Raw genomic sequence first — 13,198 nt, 5'->3', positions numbered from 1 at the left:
CGGTCGGTGGCTAAAGAAGTGCGTTCCGGCGGAACGGCAAACCTCATCTATGTCGCCGACGCCGGTGTCGCCGATCTTGCCGCACCGCTGCGGTTCTTCCTCTCCGGCCGATCGGCGTATGTCGATGGCCAGGTCGTCGAGGTCGGCGCGCCGCCGGCACCCACCAGTGGGCAGGTCGACTGGGAGTGCCCGCTCGCCGAGCAGGTGGCGGTCGTGACCGGAGCGGCGCGGGGGATCGGCGCACAGGTCGCGCGCGTCCTGGCCCGCGACGGCGCCCCGGTCGTGTGCGTGGATATGGCGAGCGCCGGAGATGCCCTGGCACGGGTGGCCAATGACATCGGCGGCTCGGCCCAACATGTCGACGTCACTTCCGCGGATGCCGGCGGTCGCATCCTCGAGCACGCGACGTGCGCCATGGCGGGCTGGACGTCGTCGTGCGCAAAGCGGGCATCACAAGGGATAAGTTGCTCGCCAACACCGACGCCGATCGGTGGTGCTCGGTGCTTGACGTCACCTGCTCTCAGTCCTGCGGATGAACGAAAACCTATTGTCCGACAACGGAATCCGTAAGGGAGGACGGATTTTCTGTGTCTCCTCGGTCGCAGGCATCGCCGGCAATCGCGGGCAGACGAACGACGCCGCGTCCAAGGCCGGCGTGATCGGACTGATCGAGGCCCTCGGCAGTTCGGAGAACGTGCGCGCCCGCGGAATCACCGTCAATGCCGTTGGCCCCGGGCTTCATCGAGACCGAGATGACCGCGAAGATTCCCCTGGCCACCCGCGAGATCGGGCGCCGCCTGAACTCCCTTGCCCAGGGCGGACTGCCCATCGACGTCGCCGAAACGATCGGGTGGCTGGCCTGGCCGGCCAATGCCGGGATGACGGGCAATGTCGTGCGCGTGTGCGGACAGGGCCTGCTCGGTGCCTGACATGCCTGTGCAGACCCGGCGGCTCGAGAGCCTCCCGAGCCTCGGTGCCACAATGCTGCGGCCGCACCGTGCGACGTCGCCGGGGACCGGTCGCCCTGCCCGAGCAGGCCCTTCGCGTCGATGACGTCGCGGTCGATCGCGAGCGCCTCGCGCGTTATCAGCGACAGTGCGAATTCCCGATGAACGACCTTCTGCCGCAGACCTTTCCGCACCTCCTCGGCTTCCCCCTCCAAGTCACCCTCCTGGCCGACCCCGCGTTTCCGCTGCCGGTCCTCGGCCTGGTCCACCTGACCGACACGATCACCGCACATCGCGCGCTCGGCGCCGACGAGACCCTCGAAATCAGCGTCCGCGCGCCCATCTGCGCGCGCATCCCAAGGGGCGGGTCGTCGACATCGAGACGACGGTCGTGGTTGCGGGAGAACGGTTTTGGGAGGGGGTCAGCACCTATCTCGCCCGCGGGGGCGGCGAGCCCCGCGCGCGCTATGACAGCGGGCCGGCCGCACCGGACGGCATACCGGCAACGCAGTGGCGGCTGCCCGCCGACCTCGGTCGCCGGTATGCCGCGGTGAGTGGGGACGCGAATCCGATCCACCTGAGCGCGCCCACGGCGCGCCTGCTCGGGTTCCCCCGCGCCATTGCGCACGGGATGTGGTCGTATGCCCGCGTTCTCGCCGCCCTGGGCCGCCCCGCCGCCTACGCAGGGTCGAGCCGGGTCGATTTCCACAAGCCGATCCTCTTGCCCGGCACGGTCGGCATGGTCGCCCGCCATGACCCGGATCGCACGGTTGCAGCCCTCGTCTCGGGACGCCCAGACGGGCGGCGCGTGCACCTCGTGCTGACGGCTGTTCCCTAATCGGTGCGGGTGCGGCGGATGAAGTCGGCGTACCAGTCGAAGGACGTCCGCGGGGTGCGCGCCAGGGTGTCGAAGTCGATGTGCACCAGGCCGAAGCGCTTGGTGTAGCCCTCGGCCCACTCGAAGTTGTCCAGCAGCGACCAGCAGAAATAGCCCGCGACGTCGACCCCCTGCGCCCGCGCATCGGCGACCGCGCCCAGGTGGCTGCTCAGATAGTCGATCCGCCCCGGGTCGGCCGCCACGCCGTCGGCATCCGGCGCCGCTCCGTAGGCGCAGCCGTTCTCGGTGATGTGGATCGGCGGGATGTCCGGGTAGCGCTCCTTCATCTGGACGAGCACCTCCGTCAGGCCGGCAGGCACCACCGGCCACCCGAAGTCGGTGACCGGGTAGCCCTCGATCTGATGCATGGAGAAGGGCAGCCCACCGGCGGCGCCATAGGTGTCGTCGCCCGTGCCCGGAGCGCCGACGAGGGTCGGGTTGTAATAGTTGAAGCCGTAGAAGTCCAGCGGCGCACCGATCAGTTGCAGGTCGTCCGCGACCGGACCGGGCACCAATTCGGCGAAGGGCGCCGGATAGGACCCGAGCAGGATCGGGTCGGCGAACATCCGGTTGTGCAGGGTGTCGTAGAGCCCCGCGGCCGCCTGGTCGGCGTCGGCGTCGGACGCCACCCAGACCGGCGTGTGGTTATTGGCGCAGCCCACCGCCGCAACCCCCGCGGCCCGCAGTGCCGCAACGGCAAGTCCGTGCCCCAGCATCAGGTGGTGATAGACCGGCAGCGCGCCCATCCCCAAGGCGCGACCGGGTGCGTGGAGGCCGAGGGCATAGCCGAGGTTGGCGTGGACGACCGGCTCGTTGACCGGCATCCACATCGCGACTCGGTCGCCGAGCCGGTCGGCGAGCACGCCGGCATACGTCCCGAAGGCCTCGGCCGTCGAGCGCGACAGCCACCCGCCCTCGGCCTCCAAGGTCGAGGGCAGGTCCCAGTGGAAGAGTGTGGCCGCGGGCTTGATTCCCTCGGCGCACAACGCATCCACCAACCTGTCATAGTAGTCCAGGCCGGCCTGGTTGATCGGGCCACGCCCCTGTGGCAGCACGCGCGACCACGACACCGAGAAGCGGTAGGCCGCGGCGCCCAGCTGCGCCATCAACTCCACATCTTCGGCATACCGGTGATAGCTGTCGCACGCGACGGCCCCGGAAGAGCCGTCGACGATCACTCCCGGCCGGTCGCAGAAGTCGTCCCACACGCTGCGCCCGCGGCCTTCCGCATCGACGGCCCCCTCGATCTGATAGCTCGCCGTCGAAACGCCGAAGAGGAAGTCAGCAGGCAGGGACATGGCACGACCTTTCGTCACAGGCGTTCATCACGAGACCGACCGGATCCGGCGGACCAGTAGCGCGCCGACCAGCCCGACCACGGCGGCGACGACATAGAGGGCACGATAGCCCGTTGCCCGGGTGGCGAAGAGGGCGAGGACCGGAGCCGCGATAACGGGCGCCAGCACCTGCGGCAGGGCGTTGGCGATATTGATGACCCCGAGATCTCGCGCCCGGTCAGCAGCCGCCGGCAGCACCTCGGTGATGAGTGCGAAATCGACGGCGGCATAGACCCCGAAGCCCAGCCCGAGCAGCACCGCCGCACCCACCGCGCCCGGCCAGGTCGGCCGGAAGGCGAGGACGAGGCAGGCCGCCGTCATCACCACGCCCGCGACGATGACGAAGATCTTGCGCTTGCCCAGCCGGTCCGACGCGATCCCGGACACGACCGCGGTCAGGCACAGGGCGCCCGCATAGATCAACACCAGGATGAAGACGTGCCCTTCGGGGTCGTCGACGCGGACCACATCGGTGAGGAAGTAGAGCAAATAGAGCGTGCCGATGGCGTTCGCGACGTTCATCAGGAAGCGGGTGCCCCACGCCCACGCGAAGTCCGGGTGGGCCCGGGGGCTGACCCAGAAGCCCCGGACGAAGGCACCCAACGCCAACGGCCCGCGCTGGTCGTCGCGCAGCGCCCGATCGCCGCTGCGCACCAGGAACAGGGACACCGTGACGATCACGAGGGCGGCCAGAGCCGCATACCCCGCCCGTATGCCGCCCGCGGCCGTCGCGACGCCGGTCCCGACCACGACCCCCATGGTCTGGGCTAGGCCTACCCAGCCGCTGACGACGCCGCGCTGCTGCTCTGGGACCTGGTCGGGGACGCACGCGGTCAGCGCCGCGACCACACCATTGAGGCACAATTGCACGGCCGCCCACCCCACCACCACCATCGCCACCGACGACGCTGCGCTCAGCACCAGCAGCGCGAGAGCGCCGGCCAGCGCGCCACCGGCGATCCAGGGCAGCCGCCGCCCGAAGCGGGAGCCGGTCCGGTCGGAAAGTGCCCCCCACAGGGGCGTGCCGACCGTCGACATCAGCGCGCCCACCCCGGTCACCAGCGCCAGCACACTCTCCTTATGCGTCGGCGCGAAGTCGGCGATCTGCAGGGCAAGCAGGACCTGCAGCGGGCCGAAGAAGCCGGCATACAGCCCGATCGAGGCGATCGTGAGTCGAGAGACCCAGCCACTCGAGACAGGCACCTGGGGCTCGGCGAGGGCATCAAGCCCGGTCGGGGCGCCGGCGGGCGCGGGGAGCGTCATACCCGGGGAGCATCGTGGATGGTTACCGGTGAGTCAAGAAGCGGGGACACCTAGGATTCCTGCATGGCCAGCCAGGACCCAACAGGGCTTCCACCGACCGGGGCCGCCGCCGAGCCCGGTGGCGATTTCGCCGGGTCGCAGGACGGCTTCGAGCGGCTCTGGACGCCGCACCGGCTGGCCTACATCACCGGCGAGCGGCCGAGCGAGAGCGCCGGCGAGGGTTGCCCGTTCTGCGCGGCACCCGGCCGAGGCGATCGCGACGGGCTGATCGTCCACCGCGGCGAGACCTGTTTCGTGGTGATGAACCTCTTCCCCTACAACCCCGGTCACGTGCTGATCTGCCCCTACCGGCATGTCTCGCTCTATGTCGACCTGACCGACGAGGAGACCGTGGAGTTCACCGCGCTGACCAAGGCCGCGATCGCCGCCTTGCAAACCGCGTCGAATCCGCACGGCTACAACATCGGGATGAACCAGGGCGCGGTCGCCGGTGCCGGGGTGGCTGCCCACCTGCATCAACACATCGTCCCGCGCTGGGCCGGCGACGCGAACTTCCTGCCGATCGTGGGTCAGACCAAGGCGTTGCCAGCGCTGCTCGAAGACGTCCGCACCCAAATCGCCGAGGCGTGGGCTCGCTGACGCGGGCCGCCGGTCACGCGAGGCGGGTAAAGGTGACCGCCACGGTCAGGATCGCCGTGCCGGCGCCGGAGTAGACCCCCTTGAAGGGCGACACGTCGTCATAGTCCCGGCCGCGGGCGACCACGACATGGTCGGCGCCCACGGGCGCGCCATTGGTCGGGTCGATCGGGATCCAGCCACCGTCCCAGAGCTCGACCCAGGCGTGGCTCTCGCCCGTGGCGGTGTCGCCGACCTCGGCGTCGCGCTTGGGGACGAGATAGCCGGAGATATAACGCGCCGGTATGCCGAGGCTGCGCAGGGCGCCGATCGTCACGTGCACGAAGTCCTGGCACACCCCGGACTTCTCCGCCCAGGCCTGCTCGCCAGAACTCTGCACACCCGTCACCCCGGCGCGATAGGTCATCTCCGCACGCAGCTGCTCGGCGAGGGCGAGGGCCGCGTCGCGGGGCGTGGCCCGGTCGCGCACACCGGCCGCCAGGTCCGCGATGCCCGCGCCCGGACGGGTGCGCGAGGTGACCATCAGCCACTCGAAATGCCGGTCCTGGACCGTGGGGTCGGCCAGCGCCGCCCACCCCGGCGAGAACGGCCACTCAGCGGGATCGGCGCGTTCGACGGTGGAGATCGCCTCGATGGTCAGCCGGTCATGGGCGGGCAGGCTCTCCATCGAGGTCACATGGGTCCCGAAGTGGTCGCGATAGACCGTGCTCCAGGTCAGCGGCCGGATCCGGATGCGGTTCTCCAGGGTCGTCTGCCCCGGCTCGTTGATCGGCGTCATCCGCAGCTCGTTGTGCGCCGAACGGACGGGCACGTCATACGTCAGCGTCGTCGTATGCAGGATGCGATAGCGGCGCATGTCAGATCAGTTCCTCGGTCCATTCGGGCAGCGGTCCGGTCTGAAAGTAGCGGCTGCCGACGGCGAAGGCCGCGGCCGTGACCGCCAGCTGCACCCGCTGCATCTGTCCGGGCAGATCGTGCAGCACCTCAGCGACGGGACGGAACTCCAGCTCGGTGCGGACCCGGCCCAGCTGGCGACGCGCCTCGTCGGTGATCGCGGTGCGGCCGTCCTGAGGATCCAGGGCAGCGAGCCGGCCCTCGGCCTCGCGCAGCGCGAAATAGACCGACCTCGGGAAGGCCCGGTCGAGCACGAGGAAGGCAGCCGCCCGGTCGTCGGAGAGCAGGCCGCGTTGACTGCGCATGAAAGCCTGATGCGCGCCGCAACTGCTGAGCACGACCGACCACGGGGCACCGCCACGCGGCAACCCCCAGGCCGCCACCAGGCGCGCCGTCATATCGGCGCGCTCGAGGCTGCGGCCCAGGACGAGGAAGTCCCAGGCCTCGTCATGGCTCATCGTGGAGTCGGCCACGCCGGAGATCAGGGCGGCGCGCTCGCGGGTCCAGGACAAATGCCGCTCGGTGACGGCGGACTGGCCGAAGTTGTGCCAGCGGTGCCAGGTGGTGTTGATGGCCTCCCAGAGCTCGGTCGAGAGCGTCTCGCGCGCCCGCCGAGCGTTCTCGCGAGCAGCCGTCCAGGCGCCCCCGATCGAGCTGGAATAGCCCGCGTCGAAGACGAGCAGCTGACCGACCTCGGCGTATCCAGCGCCGTCGGCGTGGGTCGCCCCCATGACGGCCAATGTCGTGCGGGAGGCCTCCTTCTCATTCGCACCCGGGTCTTCCAGCAACTGCAGGCGCAGGACGTCGACGATCCGGGCCGTGCCGTCGGCGCGCTCGATGTGGCGGCCGATCCAGAAGAGCGACTCGGCGATCCGGCTCAGCATGGGATGCCGCCTTCGGTGATCCGGGTCTGTTGTTGTTGCTGCTGTTGGGCGCGCATCGAGTCCTCGGGGGACGCGGTCGGGGCGCTCATCACGACGACTTCACGCATCTCGGCGCCCGCACGCAGCGGCTCGGGGGACGAGGTTCGGGTGTCGCGGCCGGCGAGCACCCAGGTGTCTTTGGACCCGCCACCCTGGCTGGAGTTGACGACGAGCTCGCCCTCGGGAAGGGCCACGCGGGTCAACCCGCCGGGCAAGACGCGGATGCGCTCGCCGTCGTTGACGGCAAAGGGCCGCAGGTCGACGTGCCGGGGGACAAGCGCGCCGTCGATAAAGGTGGGGACGGTCGAGAGCTGGACAACGGGCTGGGCGATCCAGCCGCGCGGGTCGCCCTCGAGTGCCGCCCGCAGGGTGTCGAGAGTCGCGCCGTCGGCGCGGGGGCCGACCACCAGGCCCTTACCGCCCGAACCGTCCACGGGTTTGACGACCATCTCATCGAGATGGTCCAGCACATGGGCGAGGGCGCCGGGTTCGGCGCACCGGTGGGTCTCGACATTGGGCAGGATCGGGTCCTCGCCGAGATAGAAGCGGATCAGATCCGGCACATAGGTATAGATCAGCTTGTCATCGGCCACCCCATTGCCCAGAGCATTGGCCACGGTCACCCGGCCCGCGCGCATCGCCGAGACCAGGCCGGCACACCCGAGCACCGAGTCACCGCGGAAGTGCACCGGGTCGAGGAAGTCGTCATCGACCCGGCGATAGATGACATCGACCGGGCGGTCGCCGTGGGTGGTGCGCATCCGCACCTGACCGCTGACGCACACCAAGTCACGGCCCTCGACGAGTTCGACGCCCATCATCCGGGCCAGCAAGGCGTGCTCGAAGTAGGCCGAGTTATAGACGCCCGGGGTGAGCACGACGACGGTCGGGTCGGTCGCGCCGTCGGGGGCGGACCGGCGCAGGGCGGCGAGCAGCATACGGGGGTAGTCGCTGACCGGGCGGATCCGCATGGTCGAGAAGGCCTCGGGGAAGACATTGGCCATGGCTCGCCGGTTGGCGATGACATAGCTCACCCCAGAGGGCACCCGGACGTTGTCCTCCAGCACGCGAAAGACGCCGGCCTCGTCCCGGATCAGGTCGACCCCGGAGACGTGGACGCGCACCCCATTCGTCGGCCGGATGCCCATGACCGCGCGGTGGTAGTGCGTGGAGGAGGCGATCAGGCTCCACGGCACGACGCTCTCGTGGACGCAGCGGGGCACATCGCCCTCGCGGGAGTACACGTCGTCGAGAAATGCCTCCAGGGCCGAGACCCGTTGCGCTACACCGGATTCGATGATCTGCCATTCGTGCGCCGAGAGCACCCGGGGAACGGCGTCCAGCGGGAAGGGACGCTCCACCCCGGCATGGTCGAAGGTGACGCCCTGGTCGATGTAGTTGCGGGCGAGCGTGTCGGCGCGGTCCTTCAAGGTCCCGGCGCTAATCGACCGCAAGGTGTGGTGGACCGCTTTGTAGGGCGTGCGCGGTACCCCGTCCTCGGCGACCATCTCATCCCAAGCGGCGCCCCTGCGATAGCCGTCGAAAAGGCTCACGGGCGACGTCGGCTCGGTCATGGTGAGCAAGCCTAGGGATGGCGAGTGACCTCGGGGTCACCGCGATGTGACGGGATTGTTTCGGCCGATGCGCGCAGTGCGGCCGGACGCGACATACGGCGCGATGCGTTCCAGCGGCATGAAGGCGAACAGGCAGACGACCAAGGGCAGGAAGTGGATACGCAGCAAGTAGTAGGTGCTGGCGTGGAAACCGAGGAAGAAGAGCAAGCCGGCGGCGAGTGCCCGGCCTCGCAACCACAACAACGCGGGGGAGCAGGACTCCGCAACGAGGATGAGCCATTGGAGGGCGTGGGTCAGGGTGGGGTGCGAGGCGATCCAGGGCGCCAGACCGTTCGGGCGCCGGGTCAGCGCCCAGATCAAGGTCGCGCCATTGGCCCAGCCCCAGGTGCCGAAGCGCATCTTGGCCCAGGCGCTGAGGAAGTAGATGGCGACCGCGGACATCTGGATCATCCGGATCGCCCAGCCCGCAGCCTCCGTGCGCACGTCGACATCGCGATAACGCGCCCGGCCGACCGTGGGCAGCACGAAGAGCGCGATGATCAACGCATAGTGATCGTGATCGATCTTGCTGTAGGAGAAGGCATTCGAGATCCAGTCGAGCATCCCGAACGCACAGATCAGGCCGGCGATCCGCGGCAGCCGGCCGGTTGCGGCCACCAGGGCCGAGAGCAGGATGACGGCCAAAAGGACGCGGACGTAGACCGGGCTCGGGGCGGGCAGATGCAGCACCTGACGGACGAGCACCGGGTGGTAGAGCTCGACTGGGACCCAGCCGTGCGGGATCGGATCGGTGACGACCACGAGGACGTCGAAGACGACATAGAGATAGATCAGAGTGCGCAGCCACGCCACCCTCGCCAGCGCGACCGGAGCGAACAGCCAAGGGCGCAGGCCCGTCGCGCGGGCCCGGCTCCCCGTCGCCGGCGCGGTCACGGCCGCCCGTCCCAGGACTCGGGATCCTGCGGATCGCGGACCTGCCAGGAGGCGAGATCGATGATCTTCTCGGTGCGGGCCGCGTCCAGACGGGTCTGCCGGTTGCGCAGATAGACGGCCGTATAACGCGGCGCGTCCGGCTCCCGGCGGGCGCGCAGGATGGCGATGGCCTGCATCCGGCTCGGCTCGCGGATGAAGCTGGGCAACTGGCCCTCGATCTCCGAGCGCTCGATGCCCAACCCCTGAGCGCTCAGCGCGACCCGCTCCAGGGTGCCGTCGGTCAGCCGGGCTTCCATGAACGGGCTGTTGACGATGCCTGCTTGGCCATTTTGGACGAGGAAGGCGTACTGCGACATGGGTGCGAAGGGCCACCACTGGTCATTCCCGACGGCAGTCCCTGCCCAGACGCCGACGGTCAACGCCGCGGTCACAACAACCCGCCAGCCCACGGCGGTGGGGGTCAACCGGCCCCGGCTCCCCTCCTGCATACGGGCATGGTGTCATGGCACGGCGCGCGGACCGTGGCACCTACGGCGCGCTGGGGGTGCGCGTGGCTACGCTGTGAGCCACCATGCTCAATCGATATGCGCGGGCCTTTTTCACCAAGGTCTTCACCCCGGTTGCCAGGCTCTTCCTCGCGCTCGGCATCTCACCCGACGTCGTCACCATCGTCGGGACGCTCGGCGTGTGCTTCGGAGCGCTGGCCTTCTACCCGCGGCACGAGTTCTTCATCGGGACCCTGGTCATCACGGCCTTCGTCTTCTCCGACACCGTCGACGGCGTGATGGCGCGGATGTCCGGCCGCTCGGGTAAGTGGGGCGCGTATCTCGATTCCACCCTCGACCGGATGGGCGACGCAGCGATCTTCGGCGGCCTCGTCCTGTGGTATGCCGGTGGCGGCGACGACAACCTGATGGCGGCCCTGGCGCTGGCCTGTCTGATCCTCGGCAGCGTGGTCTCCTACGCCAAGGCGCGCGCCGAAGGCCTCGGTATGACCGCGAATGTCGGCATCGCCGAGCGCGCCGACCGGCTGGTCGCCACCCTGGTCACCACCGGCCTGGTCGGCCTCGGGCTGCCCGAGATCGTGCTGACGACCGTGCTGGCCCTGCTCGCCCTGGCCAGCCTGATCACCGTGATCCAGCGCATGTGGGCGGTGCGCGTCCAGGCCCTCGCGGAGCTGTGAGCCGCGCGGGCGACCTGCTGACGGTCGCGGGGTTCCGCCTCGGGTGGGCGGTGGTGCGCGCGTTGCCGGAGGGCGCAGCATACGGGATCTTCGACCGGGTCGCCGATGTGACGGTGCGCCGCGGCGGGACCGGCGTGCGGCGCCTGCGCGCGAATTATGCCCGGGTGCGGCCCGACCTCAACGACGTGGAGTTGGACGCTCTGGTGCGGCGCGGGATGCGGGCCTACCTGCGCTACTACTGCGAGGCCTTCCGGCTGCCGGCCATGAGCGCCGCGGACGTCGACGCCAAGGTCACGGTGGCAGGGGAGGGGCCGGTGCGGGCGGTGCTCGCGGCGGGCGGGCCGGTCGTGTGCTTCCTCGGGCATCTGGGCAACTGGGATCTGGCGGGCGCCTGGTGCTGCCGGGCGCTCGGGCGCGTCGTGACGGTCGCGGAGCGGCTGGAGCCGGAGGCGGTTTTCGCGGAGTTCCTCGACTTCCGCACCCTGCTCGGTATGACGATCCTCCCCCTGACGGGGGGCGGTGACGTCTTCGCGGGGTTGCGCCGCGAAGCCGTCGGACCGGTGGTCGTGCCTCTGCTCGCGGACCGGGACCTGACCGGCGGCGGGGTGGAAGTGGTCTTCTGCGGACAGCCGGCGCGGATGGCGATCGGGCCCGCTGCGCTGGCGCTCGCGGTGGGTGCGCCGCTCTTTCCGGTGACCATCCGGCATACGCGCCGCGGGCGGGGGTGGGGCATCGATATCCGTTTCCACGACCCGGTCGCCGTGCCGGCCGAGGGGTCGACGCGGGAGCGCGCCCACACGATGACGCAGCGATGCGCGGACGCGCTCGGCGCCGTCGTGGCCGACGATCCGAGCGATTGGCATATGTTGCAACGAGTTTTCATGGCCGACCTCGATCCCGTGAGCGGGTTGGGAGAGGATCGGTGACATGCGCATCGGCCTGGTCTGCCCCTACAGCTGGGATGTCCCCGGCGGCGTGCAGTATCACGTGCGTGACCTCGCGGGGTGGCTGCGGCAGCGCGGCCACGAGGTGCGGGTGCTGGCCCCGGCCGAGGACGAAAGCGACCTCCCGGACTATCTGACGTCGTGTGGTCGGGCCGTACCGGTCCGCTACAACGGGTCGGTCGCGCGGCTGACCTTCGGGCCGGTCACCGCGGGACGGGTCTCGCGCTGGTTGTCGGAGGGGGACTTCGACGTGGTCCACCTCCACGAGCCCATGACGCCGAGCGCAAGCGTGATCGCCCTGTGGGCAGCGACGGGGCCGATCGTGGCGACCTTTCACACGTCCACCCTGCGCTCGCGAGCGATGCTCGCCGCCCATCCACTGCTGCGACCCTCGCTGGAGAGGATCACTGGCCGGATCGCGGTCTCCGAGGATGCGCGACGGACTGTGCGCCGGCATATCGGCGGCGACGCGGTCGTGATCCCCAATGGCGTGGACGTCGCGCAGTTCGCGGGGGCGACGCCCCGGCCGGAGTGGGCGGGTAGCCCGGGGCGGCCGACGATCGGTTTCCTCGGGCGGATCGCCGAGCCGCGCAAGGGTTTTGCGGTGCTGGCCGAGGCCTTCGACGCCTTGCTCGCGGCGATCCCGGGCGCGCGGTTGCTGGTCGCGGGCCCAGGGGAGCCGGCGGAGGTGGCCGGACTGATGACGGCGCGCGTCGCCGCGGCGACGGAGTTCCTCGGCGCGGTGGACGACGCGACCAAGGCCGATCTTCTCGCCTCGATCGATCTGTATGCCGCGCCCAATACCCACGGGGAGAGCTTCGGGATCGTGCTGGTGGAGGCCATGGCTACGGGGACGCCGGTGGTCGCCAGCGACCTACCGGCCTTTATCAGCGTTCTCGGCGAGCGACCCGGCGGTCGGGTCTTCCCAACTGCGGACCCCGCGGCCCTGGCTCGGGTGATCGTCGACTTGATCCGGTCCCCGGGAGAGTTGAGGGCGCTGGGCGAGCGCGCGGCCAGCCGGGCCGGTGCCTTCGACTGGGACCGGGTCGGCCGCGACGTGGTCGCCGTCTACGACACCGTGACCGTTGCGGCTGAGCCTGTGCGATGAGCGCGCGCGAGATCCTCGAGATCTGCCTGGTCCTGGTGCTGGCGGTCGCCTGGTATCTGTCCTACACAGCCGCCCGGCTCGACCGGCTGCACACGCGCGCCGAGGGGGCGGTGTCCGCGCTCGATGCCAATCTCGTGCGCCGAGCCGAGGCCAGCCTGGAGTTGGCCAACAGCGGGGTGCTCGACCCGGCCTCCTCGATGCTGCTGGCCGCGGCGGCCTCGGATGCATTGGAACGCACGACCGAGCACGTGGGCGCGGACCTGCTCGACGGTCAGCATTTCGGACGGCGCGAGGATGTCGAATCCCAACTGACCGAGGCCCTGGCCGCGACCATGACGGTCGATGTCCGCGCCGGCCTGGCGGCGGACGACGGACCGGCCGGGGATGCCTGGGAGCGGGTGCTGGCGGCAGGTCGCCGGGCTCAGTACGCCCGGAACTTCCTCAACCAGGCGGTGCGCGATGTGCGCCGGGTCCGCCGCAAGGGTGTCGTGCGGGTCTTCCACCTGGCCGGGTATGCCGCCCTGCCGGACTTCGTCGAGTTCGACGACGCGCTGCCGGGCGATCCGGCGCCCTGACTAC

General features: G+C 70.0%; 15 protein-coding genes and 1 pseudogene. 9 read left to right on the top strand and 7 right to left on the bottom strand.

What is annotated here, in order from left to right; genetic code table 11:
• The first annotated feature begins 6 nt into the window (after nt 1-6).
• The 4 genes and pseudogenes from ABD209_RS19780 to ABD209_RS06795 all read left to right on the top strand — a co-directional run bounded on the left by ABD209_RS19780 (nt 7) and on the right by ABD209_RS06795 (nt 1,785).
• Entirely contained in the window at nt 7-570 is a 564-nt protein-coding gene (locus ABD209_RS19780) for an SDR family NAD(P)-dependent oxidoreductase (RefSeq protein WP_425564592.1), read from the top strand.
• Nucleotides 533-679, top strand: a pseudogene (locus tag ABD209_RS19775) (SDR family NAD(P)-dependent oxidoreductase); the annotation flags it as partial. The gene ABD209_RS19780 and the pseudogene ABD209_RS19775, both read left to right, overlap by 38 nt.
• 40 nt (nt 680-719) lie before the next feature.
• Nucleotides 720-929 carry a hypothetical protein gene (locus ABD209_RS19770; protein ID WP_425564604.1) on the top strand — a complete coding sequence of 70 codons (210 nt, stop codon included), beginning with the start codon at nt 720-722 and terminating at the stop codon, nt 927-929.
• A 409-nt stretch (nt 930-1,338) separates the two neighbouring features.
• Complete coding sequence (locus tag ABD209_RS06795) at nt 1,339-1,785, top strand: MaoC family dehydratase (RefSeq protein WP_344063939.1); 447 nt, start codon at nt 1,339-1,341, stop codon at nt 1,783-1,785.
• Here ABD209_RS06795 and ABD209_RS06790 read toward each other — a convergent pair.
• Nucleotides 1,782-3,122: a GH1 family beta-glucosidase gene (locus ABD209_RS06790; protein ID WP_344063936.1), complete on the bottom strand. Its 1,341-nt coding sequence runs from the start codon at nt 3,120-3,122 to the stop codon at nt 1,782-1,784. The two genes, ABD209_RS06795 and ABD209_RS06790, sit on opposite strands and share 4 nt — an antisense overlap.
• A gap of 27 nt (nt 3,123-3,149) precedes the next feature.
• Nucleotides 3,150-4,424 carry an MFS transporter gene (locus ABD209_RS06785; RefSeq protein WP_344063934.1) on the bottom strand — a complete coding sequence of 425 codons (1,275 nt, stop codon included), beginning with the start codon at nt 4,422-4,424 and terminating at the stop codon, nt 3,150-3,152.
• Between the two features lie 63 nt (nt 4,425-4,487).
• Between ABD209_RS06785 and ABD209_RS06780 the strand changes: the two genes are divergently transcribed.
• Nucleotides 4,488-5,063 (top strand): HIT family protein, encoded by a 576-nt coding sequence (locus ABD209_RS06780; protein WP_344063931.1) that lies wholly within the window; start codon nt 4,488-4,490, stop codon nt 5,061-5,063.
• A gap of 13 nt (nt 5,064-5,076) precedes the next feature.
• On the opposite strand, the gene ABD209_RS06775 is transcribed toward ABD209_RS06780, so the two are convergent.
• From ABD209_RS06775 to ABD209_RS06755, 5 genes are read right to left on the bottom strand one after another with little or no spacing between them, the layout of a single operon-like run.
• Nucleotides 5,077-5,916 (bottom strand): transglutaminase family protein, encoded by an 840-nt coding sequence (locus tag ABD209_RS06775; RefSeq protein ID WP_344063929.1) that lies wholly within the window; start codon nt 5,914-5,916, stop codon nt 5,077-5,079.
• Between the two features lies 1 nt (nt 5,917).
• The gene (locus ABD209_RS06770; protein ID WP_344063924.1) at nt 5,918-6,838 is read right to left on the bottom strand and encodes an alpha-E domain-containing protein; all 921 of its coding nucleotides are present in this window, start codon (nt 6,836-6,838) and stop codon (nt 5,918-5,920) included.
• Nucleotides 6,832-8,451, bottom strand: a complete 1,620-nt coding sequence (locus ABD209_RS06765) for a circularly permuted type 2 ATP-grasp protein (protein WP_344063921.1) — start codon at nt 8,449-8,451, stop codon at nt 6,832-6,834. The genes ABD209_RS06770 and ABD209_RS06765 overlap by 7 nt, the downstream gene beginning before the upstream one ends.
• A gap of 36 nt (nt 8,452-8,487) precedes the next feature.
• Entirely contained in the window at nt 8,488-9,384 is an 897-nt protein-coding gene (locus tag ABD209_RS06760; protein ID WP_344063918.1) for a hypothetical protein, read from the bottom strand.
• Nucleotides 9,381-9,872, bottom strand: a complete 492-nt coding sequence (locus ABD209_RS06755; protein WP_344063915.1) for a hypothetical protein — start codon at nt 9,870-9,872, stop codon at nt 9,381-9,383. The genes ABD209_RS06760 and ABD209_RS06755 overlap by 4 nt, the downstream gene beginning before the upstream one ends.
• An 83-nt stretch (nt 9,873-9,955) precedes the next feature.
• Between ABD209_RS06755 and pgsA the strand changes: the two genes are divergently transcribed.
• The 4 genes from pgsA to ABD209_RS06735 are packed head-to-tail and all read left to right on the top strand — an operon-like array spanning nt 9,956 to nt 13,194.
• A complete protein-coding gene (gene pgsA / locus ABD209_RS06750; RefSeq protein WP_344063912.1) occupies nt 9,956-10,567 on the top strand; it encodes a phosphatidylinositol phosphate synthase in 612 nt (203 codons plus the stop codon).
• The gene (locus tag ABD209_RS06745) at nt 10,564-11,493 is read left to right on the top strand and encodes a phosphatidylinositol mannoside acyltransferase (RefSeq protein ID WP_344063909.1); all 930 of its coding nucleotides are present in this window, start codon (nt 10,564-10,566) and stop codon (nt 11,491-11,493) included. Before pgsA ends, ABD209_RS06745 begins: the two co-directional genes overlap by 4 nt.
• A 1-nt stretch (nt 11,494) precedes the next feature.
• Complete coding sequence (locus tag ABD209_RS06740; RefSeq protein ID WP_344063906.1) at nt 11,495-12,619, top strand: glycosyltransferase family 4 protein; 1,125 nt, start codon at nt 11,495-11,497, stop codon at nt 12,617-12,619.
• Nucleotides 12,616-13,194, top strand: a complete 579-nt coding sequence (locus ABD209_RS06735) for a hypothetical protein (RefSeq protein WP_344063903.1) — start codon at nt 12,616-12,618, stop codon at nt 13,192-13,194. Before ABD209_RS06740 ends, ABD209_RS06735 begins: the two co-directional genes overlap by 4 nt.
• Nucleotides 13,195-13,198 lie beyond the last annotated feature (4 nt).

Source organism: Nostocoides vanveenii, assembly GCF_039531165.1.
Lineage (GTDB): Bacteria > Actinomycetota > Actinomycetes > Actinomycetales > Dermatophilaceae > Nostocoides_A > Nostocoides_A vanveenii.
This window is presented reverse-complemented; position numbering and strand designations above follow the sequence as displayed.